This window comes from Clostridia bacterium, from assembly GCA_026414765.1.
GTDB lineage: Bacteria > Bacillota > Clostridia > Acetivibrionales > DSM-27016 > SKW86.
Window position 1 is genome coordinate 36,359 of sequence record JAOAIJ010000052.1, and the last position, 19,819, is coordinate 56,177.

The 19,819-nt window shown below is 38.8% G+C and carries 15 protein-coding genes; 9 read left to right on the plus strand and 6 right to left on the minus strand.

Annotation, left to right across the window (positions count from 1 at the left end):
- A complete protein-coding gene (locus tag N3I35_19145; GenBank protein MCX8132197.1) occupies positions 1–1,539 on the plus strand; it encodes a hypothetical protein in 1,539 nt (512 codons plus the stop codon).
- Between the two features lie 39 nt (positions 1,540–1,578).
- Here N3I35_19145 and N3I35_19150 read toward each other — a convergent pair whose 3' ends face one another.
- Positions 1,579–2,328, minus strand: coding sequence for a peptidylprolyl isomerase (locus N3I35_19150; protein ID MCX8132198.1), 750 nt, complete (start codon positions 2,326–2,328; stop codon positions 1,579–1,581).
- A 239-nt stretch (positions 2,329–2,567) separates the two neighbouring features.
- Here N3I35_19150 and N3I35_19155 point away from each other — a divergent pair, with 239 nt between their 5' ends.
- The 5 genes from N3I35_19155 (at position 2,568) to N3I35_19175 (ending at position 7,371) form a co-directional block, all read left to right on the plus strand.
- A complete protein-coding gene (locus tag N3I35_19155; GenBank protein ID MCX8132199.1) occupies positions 2,568–3,710 on the plus strand; it encodes a sensor histidine kinase in 1,143 nt (380 codons plus the stop codon).
- A gap of 41 nt (positions 3,711–3,751) precedes the next feature.
- Complete coding sequence (locus N3I35_19160; GenBank protein ID MCX8132200.1) at positions 3,752–4,402, plus strand: response regulator transcription factor; 651 nt, start codon at positions 3,752–3,754, stop codon at positions 4,400–4,402.
- 190 nt (positions 4,403–4,592) lie between these two features.
- Entirely contained in the window at positions 4,593–5,528 is a 936-nt protein-coding gene (locus N3I35_19165) for an ABC transporter ATP-binding protein (protein MCX8132201.1), read from the plus strand.
- Between the two features lie 12 nt (positions 5,529–5,540).
- Complete coding sequence (locus tag N3I35_19170; protein MCX8132202.1) at positions 5,541–6,320, plus strand: ABC transporter permease; 780 nt, start codon at positions 5,541–5,543, stop codon at positions 6,318–6,320.
- Entirely contained in the window at positions 6,313–7,371 is a 1,059-nt protein-coding gene (locus tag N3I35_19175) for an ABC transporter permease (GenBank protein MCX8132203.1), read from the plus strand. The genes N3I35_19170 and N3I35_19175 overlap by 8 nt, the downstream gene beginning before the upstream one ends.
- Before the next feature lie 39 nt (positions 7,372–7,410).
- Here the strand turns inward: N3I35_19175 and N3I35_19180 are convergent, their stop codons facing one another.
- The 4 genes from N3I35_19180 to N3I35_19195 form a co-directional block, all read right to left on the minus strand.
- On the minus strand, positions 7,411–8,055 hold the full coding sequence (locus tag N3I35_19180) for a putative ABC transporter permease (GenBank protein ID MCX8132204.1): 645 nt from the start codon (positions 8,053–8,055) through the stop codon (positions 7,411–7,413).
- A gap of 136 nt (positions 8,056–8,191) precedes the next feature.
- Positions 8,192–8,983, minus strand: a complete 792-nt coding sequence (locus tag N3I35_19185; GenBank protein ID MCX8132205.1) for an ABC-2 family transporter protein — start codon at positions 8,981–8,983, stop codon at positions 8,192–8,194.
- Between the two features lie 4 nt (positions 8,984–8,987).
- On the minus strand, positions 8,988–9,815 hold the full coding sequence (locus N3I35_19190) for an ABC-2 family transporter protein (protein MCX8132206.1): 828 nt from the start codon (positions 9,813–9,815) through the stop codon (positions 8,988–8,990).
- Positions 9,812–10,819: an ATP-binding cassette domain-containing protein gene (locus N3I35_19195; GenBank protein ID MCX8132207.1), complete on the minus strand. Its 1,008-nt coding sequence runs from the start codon at positions 10,817–10,819 to the stop codon at positions 9,812–9,814. Before N3I35_19195 ends, N3I35_19190 begins: the two co-directional genes overlap by 4 nt.
- Positions 10,820–11,143: 324 nt before the next feature.
- Between N3I35_19195 and N3I35_19200 the strand changes: the two genes are divergently transcribed.
- Positions 11,144–14,665, plus strand: a complete 3,522-nt coding sequence (locus N3I35_19200; protein ID MCX8132208.1) for a diguanylate cyclase — start codon at positions 11,144–11,146, stop codon at positions 14,663–14,665.
- A gap of 119 nt (positions 14,666–14,784) precedes the next feature.
- Positions 14,785–16,905, plus strand: coding sequence for a hypothetical protein (locus N3I35_19205; protein MCX8132209.1), 2,121 nt, complete (start codon positions 14,785–14,787; stop codon positions 16,903–16,905).
- A gap of 79 nt (positions 16,906–16,984) precedes the next feature.
- Here N3I35_19205 and N3I35_19210 read toward each other — a convergent pair whose 3' ends face one another.
- Positions 16,985–19,012: a thioredoxin domain-containing protein gene (locus N3I35_19210; GenBank protein MCX8132210.1), complete on the minus strand. Its 2,028-nt coding sequence runs from the start codon at positions 19,010–19,012 to the stop codon at positions 16,985–16,987.
- A 205-nt stretch (positions 19,013–19,217) separates the two neighbouring features.
- Here N3I35_19210 and N3I35_19215 point away from each other — a divergent pair, with 205 nt between their 5' ends.
- Positions 19,218–19,682 carry a hypothetical protein gene (locus N3I35_19215; protein ID MCX8132211.1) on the plus strand — a complete coding sequence of 155 codons (465 nt, stop codon included), beginning with the start codon at positions 19,218–19,220 and terminating at the stop codon, positions 19,680–19,682.
- The last annotated feature ends 137 nt before the right edge of the window (positions 19,683–19,819 follow it).

Below are 19,819 nucleotides of genomic sequence, written 5' to 3' on the forward strand. Positions count from 1 at the left end.
TTGAGGAAGTTTTTTTTATTAACGGTTATTGTTTTGATATTTGCAAACTTTACTGGATGCGGTAGCACATCACTGGATACCAGTAACAGGATTGTTGCTCCGCAAAACAGCTTAATACCTATTCAGGGGAAATGGCTAATCGAAGAATGCATAAACAAGAGTGATGATAAGGCAATAAACAAATCAGATGATTGGATAGGAAAAACGGCTAAATTTTCGCAGGACTCAATTACTGTTGGCGATGCGGCTTTTAACAATATCAGTTATAAGGTTAAGCAGGTAAACGCGGAAGAATACTTCCTTCATAAGTTTAGTGGGCCTGTAGAAAAGCTGGGAATAAAGGATTCAAATACACAGATAGTTACCGTGTTTTCTCAGGATAAATTCCTGTATGAATTTGCGAAAATTGGAAAAGACAGATTTGTTGCTAATATTGATAATGATTATTTCTGGCTGAGAAAAATAGACTCCGATGTTGATGGGAGCCTGACCAGAGAGGCACTAAGCAGGAGTGAAACCATAATAAAGCGAGGAGCAGAAGAAAGGCAATCCTTAAGGTCAGGTATTTTGCTTGGGATACGTACGCCTGTTAAGACAGAAAGAAATGAACAGTCAGACAGTATAAATGCATACACATATAAAACCCTTTGGATAGCATACGATAACGGTTATGTACGTCCGGTACTGGAAGCAAAGAATTTATTTCTTCCACGTAAAAATGGCTTTTGGAAGTTGGAAGTACATGAAAAAGCAGGCAAAAAAAGTTTGGAAGACATACTTGTTGCTTACAGCATATCAAAAAACGTTTTGGTTGAAAAGGCAGAAGATGTGGAGGAAAATGAGTTTTGGGTAGATAAGGATGGAGTTATCCGTAAAGCTATTCAGTATGCAGGCAACGATTATGTTGCTATAGAAAATGCAGGCAGCGGAGGGTATAAAAATAATACAAAAACATGGAGCCATAATAAACTTCAGGTATTACCTGTTGACAGTATAGCAAACACAGAGGGAATTGACATAACTGATATTGCGGGAGAAAATGGAAGAATGGCTATGGAAAGAGCAGTAAATAACCTGCTTGAAACCTATGGTGATCCGCAATTAAGGGATATTGACAAAGAAAGCTATAAGAATAATTTTGGATTATACAGAAAGACTGGTCATTGGTTCTTTAAGGGAAGGTTGAATTTTGGCCAGAAAGCGCAAATTCCCTTTATAGATTTCAATATAAATTTAATACCGCCAACGGAGCTGATTGCCTATGATATTCTTAATCTGCAATGGACGCATGTAAAAGACCGGATACCGGAAGCTGTAGATGCTTTCACCTCACCAAACAATGATATGGCTGTTATTCAGACAAAAGACCAGATTCTTATATACGGGATCTCAGGTGAGAAACTGTCGGAAGTTCCTCTGAAAAAAGTCAATCTTGGTAAGGGAGAATCAGTAGTAATGGCAGAATGGGCTGTTGATTATTATGTAAACAGATGGGAAAGCATATTTATCAAGAATAACATAACAAAAGAAGCAAGGTAAAAAATAGAGGCAGTTCCGTTAATTGGACTGCCTCTCCTGCTACTCGCAAATCTTTACTTCATACTTTTCCTTCAGTTCATTGACCTTGGTAAAGAAAACCGACTCCTGTTTATCAGCGATCAATTGCTGATTAATTTGTCCTTTTACTTCATCGAGAGATTTTTCAGACACAGGGCTTTTATCCAGAACCTTGATAATGTGGTAGCCAAATTGTGTTTTTACTGGTCCGCTTACTTGACCTATATCGGTTTCAAATGCCGCCTTTTCAAACTCAGGTACCATTCTGCCACGTGTGAAGAAACCAAGATCACCGCCATTGGATTTTGAAGGACAACTTGAATATCTTTCAGCTGCTTCCTCAAATGAAAGTCCGCCGTTTATTTCACTTAAGATTTCCGATGCCTTTTCCTCCGAACTAACCAGAATATGACTTGCTTTTATACTTTCCTGATTAACGAATAGTTGCTTGTTTTGCTCGTAATAGTCAGATATTTCCTTATCACTTACTGTGATATTGGCAAGTAACTTGCTTATGGCATATTGCTTTAGGTAGCTTGTTTTCATTTTTTCAATTTCTGCTTTGTATGCAGCATCATTATCGATACCCTTTTCAATGGCGTCAAGAAAGAACAGCTCCTGATTGATAAGCTCCTGCAATACCCTCTTTCTTCCGTTAGGTGAATCGAGCCTCTTTGAAGATTGGGGGTCAAGAGTTTTGAGTAAAAATTCCACGTCGCCTTGGGTAATCTGTCTGTCTCCCACTGTTGCCAGAACCTGATTGTTGCTCATGATTTAGTCTCCTTTATAAAAATAGTTGCCTACAGTTAAACGTCTATATTGAATAATAACAATTAATACTGCGTCGGATTAAATGTAGATGCGGTGTATATCATATCAAAAAACCAGCTATATGTCCAATAAACATATTTTACTCTTATGACTTTTACGCATGGAAAAAACTCTGTTAAGATGTTATATTAAATATAACATCTTAACAGAGTTTAATCTTGTAATAGTGGGGGATGATGATGGGAGCAGGTAAATTTAAATCTGAGGTCTTTGCGCGCTTGTTTATCATTTCTATGGCTGCTTCAGGTACTGTATGGGGTAACGCTGATCTCTCTACTTCTGCCTATATGGCTTTAATGCTGCTTTTTATCATTAATTCCCAAGTAAGAGTAAACTTTCTTAGGGATAAGCTGATCATTATCTCGATTTTTGTTGACCTGGGTCTGATATACTATTTGAACAACAGCTATACCGGTCTTTCGTATCTGCTTCTGCTGGTAACCATACTGGACAGCCTGACTTTGCTGCAAGGTGAAGCATACATTATTATTACTATTATTCTGGGTATGCTGGGGTATTTCATCAAGTCAAAAAGTATTGAATCCGTTTTTCTTATTACAGCAGTGTTCGTGATTGCATTCGTCTTTGCCATGCAGTTAAAGAAGCTGCACAGTAGTTTTAAAGAGGTTGAAGAGCTATATGATCAAAACAGAAAATACAGTTATCAGGTGGAAGATGCCAAGAAAAGGCTTGAAGAGTATATGAAAAAGATTGAAAGTGTATCACAGCTTGAGGAAAGAAACCGGATTTCGCAGGAAATACACGATACACTGGGACATAAGCTTACAGGAGTGCTAATGCAACTGGATGCCGCTATCAGGGTAGCGGAAGTGGATAGCGAAAAGGGAAAACATATAATTTATTCTGTGAGGGAGAACATGGAAGCATGTGTGGAAATTCTGAGACAGACAGTAAGAAATATAAATCCCAAAGATTATACAAACAGGATATTATCAATTCAGCAAATGATTGAAGATTTCAGGAGAGCAACCGGTATAGATGTCACCTTTAGTATTGCAGGAGCACCAGTAAAACTATATCCAAGCGCGGAAATTGCGCTGTATAAAAACTGTCAGGAAGCAATAACAAATGCAGTAAGGCATGGAAATGCGAAAAAAATTGAAGTAGTGCTGAAATACCTGGAAAAAAGTGTAGAGATGACAGTTAAGGATGATGGGAGCGGCTGTAAGGAGGTAATAAATGGGATAGGCATAAAGGGAATGGAGGAGAGAGTATCACTTCTGGGAGGAAAGCTCATGATTTCCGCAGCCAATGGCTTTGAGGTGAGAACGGTTATACCTGTCAGCAATGAATGTATATAAATCTAATATTTCTTTATTGAAGGGCCGGGAGGAATTAACAGATGCCAATAAATGTATTACTTGTAGATGATGAAGATCTGATAACCAACAGCTTAAAAATCATTCTTGAATTGGAGCAGGACATAAAGGTTGCAGGTACTTGCAGCAATGGTGATGAGGCTTACCGCAGGGTTTTATCGGTACCGGAAACGGATGTGATTCTGATGGATATCAGAATGCCGGTATGCGATGGGGTACTTGCCACAAAAAAGATAATCGAAGTGCGGCCTGATGTTAAGATAATAATACTCACCACTTTTAATGATGATGAATATATATTCGAGGCATTGAAAAATGGAGCAAAAGGATATCTGCTGAAAAGTATCTCCCCTGATAAAATCATAGAAGCAATAAAGATAGTATATCAGGGAAATCTTTTAATACATCCGGATGTAGCTCTGAAGCTGTCAGGTATGCTTAATAAGGAAAATCAGAGTAAGGTCATGGATAATCTAAGCATTTGCGATTTGACGGATATGGAAAAAGATATTGTAAAGCTGATATCAGATGGGATGACTAATAAGGAAATTGCAGATAAAGTATATTTAAGTGAAGGTACGGTTAAGAACAAAATATCAGATATACTTGAAAAGCTTGGACTAAGGGATAGGACTCAGATAGCAATTTTTTATCTGAAAGGTGGGAGGCTGTAAGGTAGCTTCATAAAAATAAATCAATGATGTGGGTTAAAGTGAAACAAAAAATCGCTTTAACCTTTTTTTTGCTAAGCTTTGTTAGAATGACTCAAGTCATTTCATGAAATGACTTGAGGGCATGGAAGGTAAGTGGAGGGAGAGTTATTATATAATTGTAAGGGAAAGTTTTGAAAGGACGGGGGATAGTATGGCATTGATAATGATAAAAGATCTGGTAAAAAGATATGGAAATTACCTCGCTGTAGATAATATTAATCTGACTATTGAGGAAGGAGAGATATTCGGACTCCTTGGCCCTAACGGTGCGGGCAAAAGTACCACTATAAAAATGATGATGGGACTTCTGAAACCAAATAGCGGAGAGATAAGCATAAACCGAATGGATATCCGAAAGGAATCATTAGAGGTTAGAAGGATACTCGGGCTAGTACCGCAGGATATAGCTGTATATGAGGATATATCTGCAAAAGAAAATATTGAATACTTCGGAAAACTCTACGGTATAAGAGGAAGGCTGCTGAAAGACAGGGTAGATGAAGCTTTGGAGTTTTGTGGTCTGACAGATAAAAGAAAAGAAAAACCAAAGAAATTTTCTGGTGGTATGAAAAGAAGACTAAATATAGCATGTGCCATAGTCCATCAGCCAAAGATCATTATTATGGATGAGCCGACTGTGGGTATCGATCCTCAGTCAAGAAACCATATACTTGAGTCTGTTAAAGAGCTTAATAAGAGAGGCTCGACAATCATATATACAAGCCACTATATGGAAGAAGTCGAGAGCTTGTGCGATAGAGTCGGAATTATTGACCATGGCAAGCTGATAGCCTGCGGAGTAAAGAACGAACTTAAAAAGCAGGTGGCTTCAGATGAATTAATTGCCATTGAAGCTACCGATATACGTTTTAATCCTATTGAGGAGCTTAAAAAGGTTCATGGGGTAAAAAATGTAGTATTGAATGAGAATATGATAGAAATCAGTACGTCAAATACCCAGGAAAATCTGCAGGATGTGCTGTATGTCCTCTCTAAAGGCAATGTCAGGGTGAAGAGCATAAGTCTTAAGGAACCTGACCTGGAAAGTGTGTTTTTAGCACTAACCGGAAGAAATCTAAGAGATTGAGAGGTGAAAGGGATGGCCGTATGGCATATAGCTGTTAAAAAGATAAAAACGATGCTGCTAAATCCTGTAATGATGCTGATTTTAGTAGGCTTACCTTTATTTCAGATGTTTATTATGAAAACCATACTGGGAAGTTTTAATGTTGACAATTCAGGGCAAAAAGCAGAGGGTTTTGTGGAAGTGACACTGGTAGGTTTAAAGATTTCGCTGACAAGTCTGAATGCAGCTTCGACACTGGTACAGTTCTTGTTAGTTACCGGAGTTATTGGGGCATCTCTTTTTATTCAGGAAAGGGAAAAAAATATTTTGGTCAGGATTTTTTCTGTACCTGTAAGGAAAAGCCATATAGTTCTGGGAAACCTGATAGGGCAGGTATTAGTGACTGCACTGGTTGCAGCAGTTATAATTACTCTCAGCAGAATTGCTTTGGGAATCGACTGGGGTGAATCCTGGTTGGGGGTATTTGTGGTAACATTATTTGTTTTATATGTATCAACAGCTTTGGGATTTATATTTTCCGGGTTGTTTAGAAGCTTTAAAGTAGCCAATGGTGTCATGATTTTCCTTATAATGTTTATGACGTTTTTATCCGGGGGGTTCAGCCTTGATGAGCAGTTTGACGCTACAAGCAGGTTTACCATAAATAAGTGGGCTTTTGACGCATATGCCAAGCTGATGGATGGGCAACCCATATGGAATGTTGTAACAAACCTTGCAGTACTGGCTGTGATCGGGACCGTATTATTGATTGCGGCATGTATAGTAAACAGGAGGGAAAATATATATGAATAGCATAATTATTGCTTTAAACATAATAAGAAGATTGGTTAAAGAAATCCCTGCTATAGGGTTCCTGATAATTTTCCCCATAATAGGTGCAATACTTGCTGTAGCCATGTCAGGATCAAAAACAGTATACAAGATAGGGATTGCCAATGTCTCTGCACCCGGGCATCAGCTCATACAGGCAATTGAAAATACAGGTAAATTCAGTGTGGTAACTTTAGATGAAAATACTATAGAAAGCCAGGTGAAAAATAAAGGAATAAAAGCCGGCATTATTCTGCCTGAAGATTTTGCCAATAAGCTTGAAAACAAAAATGTGGGTAAAGTAAAGCTGATAGGCCGTCAGAATGAAAGTGTAATTATGGAACTGGACGGACTTATAAACGGATACATCGGAAGAATATATTCCGGTGAAAAGGTGGAGATAGAAAATAAGCCGGAGGCTAAAATAAACAATACTGATACCCCGAGAATGGCAATGGGATTCTTGACGATGTTTATGCTGCTGTTTCTGGGAAATGGGATGGGAATAATACTGGAAGACAAGGGGAAGAAGACCTTTATGAGAACTTTTTGTGCTCCTTTAAAAGAGTATGAAATGGTTCTTGGAAACGTACTTGCAAATATAGTACTGGGAGTTGTACAAATCATCCTGTTTCTGGTTGCTACTAAGTACCTTCTGGATATTGACTGGAAGATGCCTGTAATCTATGTGTTTGTAATAATGTTTGCATTCCTTATATCAGTAATGGGACTAAGCATAGGACTTATTGGTTTTATCAGAAGCAGCCAGATATACGCAGTAGCTAACTCACTGCTTGCAACAATGACATGCATGCTGGGAGGAAGTTTTTTCAACATACAGTTCATGAATGATACGATGAAAAAGATTGCTAACTTCATGCCTCAAAAATGGGTGATGGAAGCATTTGATAAGCTTGCGGCAGGCGGAACACTTGTGAATGTTAAGATTAACCTGCTAATACTACTGCTTTTTGGAGCTGCATTTTTCACATTCGGTGTGAAAGTGCTGAAACCTGTTGAGGAAGATCTATAATATAAACAGTAAGAAAGCCTGACACTATTAGCCAGACTTTTATACTGGTATTCCGTTTCTCAAACATAATAGACTTTTGAAGAAGATATTTTTGATATAGCGCACATTATTGCTTATCTCATTTAGTAATCTGAAAATCAGCTTAGTATACGAATCAGTATCGGAAGCCATTAGTGAGGATAATAAGAAATCGGATATGAAGTAAATAATGATAAGATATATTATAATAGGCTTAATTGTTTTTGAGATTTCACGGGCAGTATATCTGATAATAGGATGAATTGCATATATCATTATGACAGCAATTGTTCCCCAGATAAGTGCATTTCTCAAACATACCCTTCCTGCAATATTGAAAGGTTCATTACTATAATTCCACAGGATTTGATTAAAAGCCTTTTCCATTATATATGCCGACACATATTCTACTAGCGTGGTGGATATGGCGGCGCAGGAGAAAAGTAAGAATATATTGTGTTTGCACCGTCTTAAAAGCATAATTACGGACAATGCTCCAAATCCATATACACAACAGAAAGGGCCTGTCAGGAATCCTCTGTTTACCAGACGGCCCTCGCTGAGGGATACGTATATGACCTCTATACACCATCCTACGAAGGAATAGACTAAAAAGTAAATAATCAATTTATAAAATCTGTTACCGGAAAAACTGGTATCTGACATGGGGACACATCCTGCCTGAAGACCTCTTCTATATCTTATGAGTTAAAACAAAGTGATGTTACTGATAGAAAAGGTGGACAGATTCCATATCATTTTGCAGCCTGAAGCTCCGTGACTTAAGAAATGAATCTGTATATTAGTTGCCTGTGCTTTCGTAAATAGACATACCCTTTCGCCAAACCATGTATGCCACAGCAAATAACACTACTGATACAATAATAGTACCTCCGGCAGCCACCAGAAGGCTGCTTTTCCCGATAAAGTAACTGGCTGGGAAAAATGCCGTAAAAGCAAAAGGGACTATGAAGGTAATCGTCCATTGTATTACTCTTGAATATATACTTATTGGGTATTTTGCAAAGTCACTGGTGGTATATGCCATCCACATGATAGAATGGCTTTGCTTTATCCAGAATGCAAATGACCCAAAAAGCAGCTTTACTGATGTATAAATTAATGCACCAAATAAAACTAAAACTATAAAAAGTAATATATTTAAGGCACTCATATCTATATCCATATTTGAAGCAGACCAGAAAACCAGTATTGTACCAACTATCAATTCGCCGAAAGCATCCGGCTGAAAAATCTCTGCGATAATTTGGAATAATGGATTTAGCGGGCGCAGGAGATATCTGTCAAAGTCTCCGCGGAGTACTAACCTGATACCTAAATGCCAGATGTTATCCGTTAATAGATGGTCAACACCTCTCGGAAGTTGTGCAAAGCCATAGATAAACATTATCTGGTAAAAGTTCCACCCATTCAGATGAGGAATCCTCTGGAAAATTATATAAATAAAAATTATACCTGAAGCCTGTATAACAAAGAAGGATGCTAATCCTATAAAAAAGTCACCTTTATACTCCATCAATATTTTTAAATATTGCAGTAGAAATTTGAAATACAACCGGATATATTTTTTCATGTCTTTAACCTCCAAGAACAGTGAGTCTGCGTATTACTCTGCTCCATACCCATCTGCTGAGTAACAACATAATAATAACCCAAACTGATTGTATGCCAATTGCAGCCAGTGCCCTCATACCGGTGAACTTTTCAAGATAAATCATGACAGGAGTATAATTCATCGAACCGAATGGCAGAAAATTCATTGTATTTTGCAGCCATAAAGGAAAGAAAGCAATAGGTATCAGTTCTCCTGAAAAAAATCTCAAAATACCGAGTTTGAGGTTACTCAGACCCCATGTCGCAGTTGTGTAAAAAGCCAGCATTCCAAAACAGAAATTTAGCATGAATAGTATTAGGAAGCTCAGCACAATACTGAATACATATAAAGTAACTGTAAGTATATCAGGTGGAAGGTGACCTCCAGATGCATACCTTACTACAGCAAAGCCCAACCAGATAGGCAGGCATATCATGATAAACTGCCAGGCAACTGTTCCTATAGCTTCTGATAACAGTCTTGAGCTATAATTTATAGGGCGTACAAGATTTATTGCAATAGAACCCTGCTTGATTTCTTCTGATACAGTTCTGTCAGCCTGGGATGAAACAAGTCTGCCGGTAATATCGCTTATGAAAATGTATGAGATCATTTCATCCAGTGTGAAACCTGCTATGGTAGAGCTGGTTGAATTGGTGAAAACTGCTTTCCACAGGTAATAAAATACAAATACCCTAAATAAGCCTCCAAATACGAATAAAAAGAAATCAATCCTATAAGAAAGCCGTGCTTGTATTACACTCCTTCCAAAGGGCAGGTAGAGACGTATGAATTTTTTTAGTGCATTCATGATTTTACCCCATCCTTATAGATTTTCTTTACAATTTCTTCTATCTCGGTTTCTTTTATATTCATATCTACAACTTGTGCCTGTGTCATCACATGAGAAACGATTTCTGGAATAAGAACTTTATTTTTATTAAATTCAACAAAGAGGCTGTTACCATCTATCCAGGTTCTTGCATCCTCCGGATCCAGCTTAAATTCTCTTGCTATATCAATATTTCTTGCAGAGTTGGCATTTGTCACATCCATCTGAAGTGTACGCATAAATCCGTATTGGTTTTTGATTTCCTCGATGCTGCCGTCATATATCTTAGAACCTTTGTCTATAATGATCATTCTGCTACAAAGTTCTTCTATATCAAACATATCATGTGTAGTCAGTATTACTGTTGTTTTAAATTCACGGTTGATATCCTTTATGGCATTACGCATTTTTTCCTTTACCATTACATCAAGGCCAATAGTCGGTTCGTCAAGAAACAGAACTCTTGGATTATGTATGAGTGCTGCAGCAAGGTCGGCACGCATCCTTTGCCCCAATGAGAGGGTTCTGACAGGGCTGGATATAAAGCTCCCGATATCGAGAACTTCATTCATAAAGGACATTCTGTATTTATAGGAGTTATCATCAACATCGTATATTTCCTTAAGAATAGAAAAGGTTTCGGTAAGCGGTAGATCCCACCAAAGCTGAGTCCTTTGACCAAATACTACTCCGATGTGTTTTGCATTCTGCTTACGGTTTTCATAGGGGACAATACCATTAACGTTGCATGTTCCGGCAGTAGGCGTCAATATACCTGTCATCATTTTTATAGTGGTAGATTTTCCGGCTCCGTTTGCTCCTATGTATCCTACCATTTCACCTTTTTCTATATCGAAACTGATATTGTCAACAGCTCTCTTGATTTTTACTTCCCTGCTGAACAGTCCCTTTACCGTTCCTAAAAAGCCAGGCTGCTTTATGTAAGTTTTGAAATCCTTTGTCAGATTTTCTACATGTATCATAATGTGCCCCCATATATTTTTGTTGATATAAAAATACTGAAAAAGTTATCTTGATGCCTAATTAGTATGTAATGCAAACTACCTGGGACAAAATTTGAGTATTAGAATATTTTACTATAAATTAACAGAATGTCAATATGTATGTATAAAGTTAATATATATGGTCTAAATATGGTAGGGTTTATGTTCTGAACAATGCTAAATACAGCCTTGTCTTATTGTATTTTACTGCTTAAGATGATAAAATTCATAGTAAGGAAGTTTTTATGTAACTTTTCTGACCAAATAGCAAACAGCAAAGCAAACTAATCAGGGGTGATCTTTTTGGACATAAGTTTGAAAAAGATAGTAACAAAGCTTTCTGTTATTCTTTTGACGAGTATTGTTTTGTTAATGCTCAGTTTCAGTGGCTGCACATCAAATATAACGGAAAAAAATAAACAACCCTATGCAAAAAATGGTATTCTTGACCTTTCACAATGGGATTTTAATAAGAACGGAACTGTTAGGCTCGATGGGGAATGGGAATTCTACTGGGAGCAGTTATTGACTCCTGAAGATTTCGGCAATAAAAAAACTGGTATGATTCCGCAATATTTCAGTGTTCCTGCCCCTTGGAACGGCATGACAGTAAACGGGCAGAAAATCAAAGGTTCGGGATATGCTACATTTCGTTTGGTTATCAATTTAGAAGATGGGGAGCATCTTCTGTCAATAAAAGCTGCCAGTATATCTTCAGCCTTCAAACTGTGGGTAAACGGAGTACTTATAACCTCGGCAGGCAAGGTGGGAAGAAATGCTGCAGAAGCTGTGCCTGAATTTAAACCAGGGGCGTATCCTTTTCTGATAAAGGGAAAAAATGTAGAGCTGGTTATGCAAATAGCCAACTACTGGTATGATAAGGGAGGACCTTGGATAGGCTTTGTATTCGGATCGCAGCAGCAGGTCAATTCGACCAGAGAAAAATGGCTGGCTCTTGAGTTGTTTTCTATCGGCTCTTTGGCAATTATTGCTTTCTATTATATATGCTTTTATATGATGAGGAGAAAAGACAAGGCAATGCTGTACTTCGGCCTTACATGTCTGACAATTGCAGTAAGAAGTCTGATTGTCTCTGAAATATACTATAGCGACATTTTTTATGGTGTAGGGTGGGGGGTTGCCCGTAAGATTGAATTCATAAGCTTCTATTTATGTACACTTTTCTTTGTGTTACTTTTTAAAACTCTCTTTCCACATGAGTTTCCCAAAAACCATGTAGCAATTACCAAGATTATGGCAATATGTTTTGTAGCTCAGGTTATTGTGCTTCCGCTTCGTATTTATTCGGTTACAATAATTTTTTACCAGGCATTTGTCCTGTATCTTGTGATAGCTTCCACTATCTGGATAGTACTTGCATATATAAGGAAGCGGGAAGGTGCGCTGGTATCGCTTATAGGAATGACAATATTTTATATCACTGTGGTCAATGATATTCTGGCTGCTATGCAAGCCATCCAGACAATAACCTTAACCCCATTCGGACTTATTGTTTTTGTGTTTTTTCAAGCGGTTATACTGGCTAAAAGGGTTTCTCACGCATTTAGCGGTATAGAAGACCTGTCTGAGCGGCTGATACGGCTTGATAAAATGAAGGATGATTTTTTGGCTAATACCTCCCATGAACTGAAAACCCCATTGAACGGAATTTTGGGAATAGCCGAATCCATGCTGGAGGGTGCTGGGGGACCGTTAAACAAGCAGCAGGTCCATAACCTGTCCATAATTGTTTCAAGCGGTAAGAGGCTTGCAAATCTGGTCAAGGACATACTGGACTTTTCCAGGCTCAAAAACCATGATTTGGAGCTTCAATACAAACCTGTAGACTTGCGTCAGGTAGCAGAGCTTGTATTAAATCTGACCAAACCTCTTTCATCAGGAAAGCCTATTGAGCTGCAGAATAACATTCCTGAAGATATTCCACTGGTATTTGCTGATGAGAGCAGGGTGGAGCAAATTTTGCATAACCTCATTGGAAACGCAGTGAAATTTACTGAGTCCGGGAAGGTTGGAGTATCTGCACAGAAGAAGGATGGAATGATAGAAGTGGGCATATACGATACAGGCATAGGTATACCTGAAGAAAGGTTTGAGGATATATTCAAGCCATTTGAGCAAGTAGACAGCTCCGTCTCAAGGAAGTACGGAGGAACGGGATTGGGATTGCATATTACAAAATTGCTTGTAGAATTGCATGGTGGCAAAATATTTCTTGAAAGCAAGCCGGGAACGGGCTCAACCTTTTACTTTACTTTGCCGGTTTGCAATGATATACGGGAATACAGTCCCAAAGATGATTTTAGTGACAGATATAAAAAGCGGCCTGAACTCATACATGTACATGAGGATGTTTTGGTAACGCCAAACTCAATGATATCGGAAAACTCCTATAAGATTCTTATTGTTGATGATGAACCTGTTAATCTTCAGGTATTAACAAATCAGCTTTCACTGAAAGAATATTCGGTAACAGCTGTAAGTAATGGTATAGAGGCTCTTAATCTTATCCATGGAGCAGATCCGGGTTTTGACCTGGTGATTCTTGACATCATGATGCCAAGAATGTCAGGCTACCAGGTTTGCCGCATTATTAGAGAAAAGCATTCGCTTTTGGAGCTTCCTGTACTGATGCTTACTGCAAAAAGCCAACTGGAGGATATAACGGCGGGCTTTGAAGCCGGAGCTAATGACTATTTGGCAAAGCCTTTTGATAAAGCTGAACTGTTGGCGCGCGTAAATACATTGCTGACATTGCGGTCTTCTGTAAAGTTTTCAATTACAAATGCACGCAAATTGGAGATGGAATGGACAAGCCGCTTGCTGGCAGAAAGGTTGAACGATTTTACAAGGACACTTTCCTCAACATTGGAAGTAGGAGAGGTGGCAAAGCGTGTTCTGGAAAGTATACAGGATATAGTTCCTTTCGAACAGGCCTTGATTGTTTTAAAAGATCGGGGACGGTTCGCTGTGATTGCAAACAGGGGCTGGGTTGATTCAGAAAAGAATGCGCAAAATGGTTTCGAAATAAATGAAAGCCATGTTCTTAAAGCGGTTTTGGATAGCGAGAAACCTGTAATTATAGGAAACACTGAAAATGATGCTGCTTACCGGGACTTTGTCCTTAATACAGGCATCCGTTCCTTTATCTGTATTCCGATGATTTACAATTATCAGGTATCCGGTATCATTGCATTGGGACACAGTCAGGTCAATGTCTTTAGTGATTACCTGGGAGAGCTTGTATTCAACTTTGCTGGTCAGGCAGGTATTGCCTTTGAAAACGCGAAGCTGTTTGAAGATATAAGGAAACTTGCGACTACTGATGGCCTTACAGGATTGTTCAACCGCAGGCACTTTTTCGAACTGGCAGAAAATGAGTTTGAAAGAAGCTGCAGAGAACACCAACCTCTTTCTCTGATTATGATGGATATAGATAATTTTAAGAAGATAAATGACAATTATGGCCACCGTTTTGGCGACCAGGTTCTGAAATCCGTAGCACAGTTATGTATTGAAAGTATGAATAATAATGGACTTATAGGCCGGTATGGAGGAGAGGAGTTCATAATACTGCTATCCGGTATGACAGCAGAGGAAGCATTACAGTTTGCGGAAAAAATCAGAAAGTCTGTTGAATATCACAGAATACAGAATGAAAAGGATGAAAACATAAAGGTAACTGTCAGCTTGGGACTATGTTCTCTCAAAGAGTCCACCGGCAGTTTGAATACAATAATCGAAGCGGCAGATAATGCCTTGTATGAAGCAAAAAAAGCAGGGAGAAACCGTGTTGCTGTAGCGTAGGAACCTTTCCACACAGAGTTTTAACTTTACTTTAATCTTTGCCCCTCTAAGATTTGATATGCTTAGTATGAGTTATCACTAAATGGATTAATCAAACAGAAACAATGGGGGGTGATCGAATGAAATATACTGTTGGCATACTGTTATGTTTAGTCTTGGCAAGCTGCAGCAGTTTTCAGACACAAGAGCCCTCAATTGCTTCAGAGTCTACAACGAGGAAGGTACAAACACCATATCCGGCCCCAGTAAGCACTGCCGATCTAAAAGGGATAGCGTATAGCGAAAAAGGTGTTTATGTTGCTGTAGGCTTTATGGGTGAAATACTTAATTCTGCTGACGGCATCACATGGAATAAAGTACAGTCCGGTACCGATAAGGGGCTATGGGGAATTGTATGGGGAAGAAACCGGTTTGTAGCAGTGGGTGACCAGGGGACAGTGTTACTTTCGGAAAACGGTGAAAGCTGGGAAGCTGTAAAGTCGGGTACAAATTCTTGTATTCAAAGGATTATATGGGATGGCAAGCAGTATGTTGCAATCAGTTTTGGAAGTATTCTGGTCTCAATTGATGGCAGGAAGTGGTCTGTAAAAGAGTTTCCTGATGCAGCTTTAAATAATAACACGGATAGAGGATATTCATATTCTATGTCAAGCGTCTTATGGGATGGGAAAAAATATATCACTGCAGGGAGCGGCAACAGCATATTGTCTTCTGCAGATCTGAACAAGTGGCAAATTAATGTTTCGCACTCTTTGGGTACGGGTATGTTTTTTGATCTTGCATGGAGCGGCAAACGATATGTTGCTGTTGGAGACCATCTGGCTTTGATGGTGTCTGAGGATGGGATAAACTGGGTAGATAAAGGTTTAAAGATTGATATGATTGAAAGAGTGGATGATTACTACACTCTATATATTTCGGGTGTTGTCTGGGGTGGGAATAAGTTTGTGGCTGTAGGCCAAAAGGGGATAATACTAGCCTCAGCTGACGGGATGGCGTGGACTCCTGCACCACGCATAACAAGGTCGGTTTTAAGTCAAATTATATGGGATGGAAATAAATATATTGCTGTTGGCGATGCTGGTACAATAATCACCTCCAATGATGCGTTGAAGTGGAATAAGTTATATCCGAAGAGTCTGGCTCCGCTAGAAGAGGGGTTCAACCCGGAACAGTCAAAGAAAGCTTTCGAAAGAGTAAGAAAGCTTGCTGCTGAAGGCCGGAAAACCATAGTGGAACCATGGAGGATTCAGTATCCTGATACTGCCGGGGAGAGATATTTATTCATAAAGCCAAAGAATGAAGCTGATTTTTACCTTGCGGAAGAGAAGTTTTTCAATGCTTTCAGATATATTCTCGATTGGGCTGAAGAGTATGCTGCAGAGAACAGTGATAAGGAAATTTACGATGAGTATGATTTCACTATCAGGACAAGCGATTCACACGACATACATTACAATTCGAAGACCAATATTTTCTATTTTGAAAACAACAGAAAACTCTATAAACTATGGAGCGAAAAGGATAATCTATGGACCAGCTTGAGATTTGATAAGAATAATGCTTCCGTGGATTTCACGCAGGAAGGATTGATATTGGATACTGCGGAATTGCATGAAGATTTGGACGGTGATAAGATTTATGAAAATATTTTCCTCAGACGGAATATTGATATGGATTATTCTGGTATTAGTCCTGTCTTGAGTATTGTTATCGGTGATAAAGAGGAAGTTTTATTTGATAATGCCCAAAGTGGTATCAGGACAAAACCGGTAATTAATATGCTTCGTTCAGTTGACAATGAAACAAAAGCTGCAATTGTTAGTTCTGCAATAAAACCCGCAGACTGGGCTCCATATGAAGAATTCTATCCGTATGAATATAAAGCTGACAAGCTTCTTAAATTATCAGTGGAAAGGCCTGACAAAAAGGTAAAAGTGAGTGGGAGAAGGGTTGATGTTGGTTATCCTGAGTTTGGTAAAAAAATCAGTTTTACTGTAAATGACAATACTATAAGGTTTTACGGGGAACCTAAGGAATTATTCTCTAAAGAGGTCCCTTTACATTTGAGGTCTGTAGAGTTTGGGCAAAATAATTCAGGGATGCAGACACTTGTGACAAAAGAAAATGCAGAGCTGTTCAAAGGAGGCTACTTCTATACGCAGAAAACCGGATATGTGCTGAAAGAAGGAAAACTGATTCCGGTATATCTGGAACTTACCAAAAGTGGAAACCCATAGGTATATCTGTTTTTTTACAGTAAAGGTGTTCAACAAGTCTATTTCCCTGATGAACACCTCGATTTACAGCACACGTGAGTTATTGCAGCATATCCCTAAACTGTCCTATGTCAGTAGTTGGTGCCTGGCATGCAAAATTTTCACAAACGTAAGCTGTTGCTCCGCCACCGATTGCTTTGTAATCCTCAATAAAAGGAGCCAGTTCTTTTATCTCCTTGTATTCATCGGAGTAAACCATAGTTAGCATAAAGGGCCTGTATTCTTCACGAATGATTTCTACCATCTTGTCAATATCATGTGTTTCCTTATCACTTACCAATACAACCTCCTTAGCTGATGATTGGGCAAATAACAGCGCTGTAAGGAAAAAGGAGTAGCCTCTGGGTACTCTGGATACGTTGGCACCAAAAGTTTTAAACTGCTGCTGGGCTTTGTCCTCCAGTTGATGATTGCCTGTGAGCCTTGCAAGACGCAGGAAGTTCATTGTTGCTACAGAATTTCCCGATGGTGTTGCACCGTCATAGATTTCCTTTGGTCTTACAATCAACTGTTCACTGTCGTTTCCATATATGAACAGGCCTCCGTTTTCGTTGTCCCAGAAGAGGCTCAAAAGATCATCATTGAGTTTTACCGCCTTCTTTAGATAATCCGGGTTGTACGTAGTCTCATAAAGCTCAATCAAGCCCCATATGAGAAAGGCATAATCGTCGACATAGCCAAGATGGGCTGATTCCCCGTCACGGTATCTTGCAAGTAATCGTCCGTCTTTTCTGACAAGCTTTGAGTAGGTAAATTCAACAGCCTTCTCAGCAGCCGCTGTATATCTTTTTTCTGCAGTGATACGCCCTCCCATGGCCAAAGCTGCAATCATCATACCGTTCCATGACGTTAATATCTTATCATCCTTATAGGGGTGTATACGGGTGTCCCTATAATCGAAAAGCTTTTGTCTGCATATTTCCATCAACCACTTATCTTCGTCAGGAATTGTACTGTCAATAAGGTTTGGTATATTAAGACCTTCAAAGTTACCCTTTTCTGTTATGCCATAATACTCGCTGTATTTACCGGAATCCTCACCAAGGACTTTTTTAATTTCATCAAGGGTCCATACATAATATTTACCTTCTTCGCCCTCTGAATCAGCGTCTTCTGCAGAATAAAAACCACCTTCTGCAGAGGTCATGTCCCTCAGAACATAGGTGAATATTTCTTTTGCGGTTTCTACATACCTGGTGTCCTTGGTTGCCTGATAAGTCTCCAGATAAGCTATTGCTAAAAGCGCGTTATCATACAGCATTTTCTCAAAGTGAGGAACCAGCCATTTTCTGTCGGTAGAATACCTGCTGAAGCCAAATCCTATGTGGTCGTAGATTCCTCCCCTGTGCATAGAGTCCAGAGTCTTTTCTACCATTTCTAGTGCTTGCTTTTCCTTAGTCATATACCAATAACGTAAAAGAAAATACAGGTTGTGGGGAGTAGGGAACTTGGGTGCTCCACCAAACCCTCCATAAATACTGTCGAAATCCGAACGAAAATCCGAGTAAGCTTCACGACCTATATTTTCCGGGATTTTTTCTTCATTATTAGTGTGATCGTCCTTTATTGAGTCTGTAATTTGTTCGCCTGAGCGTATCAGTGCATCCCTGTCATTTGTCCAGGCATGGATAACCCTGTCTAATAGAGTTAGGAGTCCGGGCATTCGCATCTTATCTTGTTTGGGAAAATAAGTGCCTGCATAGAAGGGTTTTTTATCGGGTGTCATAAAAATTGTAAGCGGCCATCCGCCGTGACCCGTGAGAGCCTGGCATACAGTCATGTATATATGATCTACATCTGGACGTTCCTCGCGGTCTACTTTTATAGATATAAAATGGTTGTTAAGTACTTCTGCCACTTCTTCATCCTCAAAGGATTCACGCTCCATAACGTGGCACCAATGGCAAGTACTATAACCTATGGAAAGAAATATCGGTTTGTCTTCCTGTTTTGCCTTGTCAAAAGCTTCCTGGCTCCACGGATACCAATTTACTGGATTATGGGCATGCTGGAGCAGGTAGGGGGATTTTTCATTAATTAATTTGTTTGTATATTTATGTTCGCTCATTTGTTTTCAACTCCTAAAAAGTTATTCATTTTACTATTCCCCAATTGTCAAAGTTCGATTTAACGAAAAATCAGATTACCAGCAAAAAACATTATTTATTGTAATTAAAGTTGTAATTGTTTAATTTGATAATCTAATATGTATAGAAAACTAAATTAATCTTTAGAATATTAAAATACAGTTCCATAATGGGAGGTTTAACTACATGCAGCAAATAATCTTGTGGTCATTACTTATAGTGCCCTGGTTCACATTAATTTTTATCGGACAAACCAATTTACGAAGGTTTATGCCTGTAGCTTTGTTTGTAACAGTTATCAATACACTTATTTATCAAGCAGCATATTACTACAATTGGTGGAGAGAATCCGGGCTTTTTGGATGGGACAAGGTTGCAAATGTACCTTGGGTTTTCAGTGCATATTTAGTGATAACAATTTGGATTTTCAGGTTTACATATGGCAGGTTCTGGCTATATTTAGCTACTAACCTGATATTGGACGCATTATATATATGGGGATGGTATCCTATTCAACGAAGACTCGGAATGGCAACAGGCTGGTTGTCGGCCTTTACAACCTACCTTATAATGACAGGGGTAGCAATTTTGATTTATTTATATCAAAAATGGCAAGAAGGCGAATTATTTAATAAAAAGCATGGAGATTAATAATTTTTTACCTTAATATTTTTTTAGATACCATGACCGTTGTGGAACCAATGACAAGTTCTTTGAATACAGGTCAGCTATAGCCAATAGACAGGAAGATAGGTTTATCTTCCTGTCTATTGGCTTTCTGAAAAGTG

Bases quoted from the DNA above. Each gene is read 5' to 3' on its own strand.
- N3I35_19150 (MCX8132198.1), bottom strand. From the start codon at position 2,328: ATGAGCAACAATCAGGTTCTGGCAACAGTGGGAGACAGACAGATTACC.
- N3I35_19155 (MCX8132199.1), top strand. From the start codon at position 2,568: ATGGGAGCAGGTAAATTTAAATCTGAGGTCTTTGCGCGCTTGTTTATC.
- N3I35_19160 (MCX8132200.1), top strand. From the start codon at position 3,752: ATGCCAATAAATGTATTACTTGTAGATGATGAAGATCTGATAACCAAC.
- N3I35_19165 (MCX8132201.1), top strand. From the start codon at position 4,593: ATGGCATTGATAATGATAAAAGATCTGGTAAAAAGATATGGAAATTAC.
- N3I35_19170 (MCX8132202.1), top strand. From the start codon at position 5,541: ATGGCCGTATGGCATATAGCTGTTAAAAAGATAAAAACGATGCTGCTA.
- N3I35_19175 (MCX8132203.1), top strand. From the start codon at position 6,313: ATGAATAGCATAATTATTGCTTTAAACATAATAAGAAGATTGGTTAAA.
- N3I35_19180 (MCX8132204.1), bottom strand. From the start codon at position 8,055: ATGTCAGATACCAGTTTTTCCGGTAACAGATTTTATAAATTGATTATT.
- N3I35_19185 (MCX8132205.1), bottom strand. From the start codon at position 8,983: ATGAAAAAATATATCCGGTTGTATTTCAAATTTCTACTGCAATATTTA.
- N3I35_19190 (MCX8132206.1), bottom strand. From the start codon at position 9,815: ATGAATGCACTAAAAAAATTCATACGTCTCTACCTGCCCTTTGGAAGG.
- N3I35_19195 (MCX8132207.1), bottom strand. From the start codon at position 10,819: ATGATACATGTAGAAAATCTGACAAAGGATTTCAAAACTTACATAAAG.
- N3I35_19205 (MCX8132209.1), top strand. From the start codon at position 14,785: ATGAAATATACTGTTGGCATACTGTTATGTTTAGTCTTGGCAAGCTGC.
- N3I35_19210 (MCX8132210.1), bottom strand. From the start codon at position 19,012: ATGAGCGAACATAAATATACAAACAAATTAATTAATGAAAAATCCCCC.
- N3I35_19215 (MCX8132211.1), top strand. From the start codon at position 19,218: ATGCAGCAAATAATCTTGTGGTCATTACTTATAGTGCCCTGGTTCACA.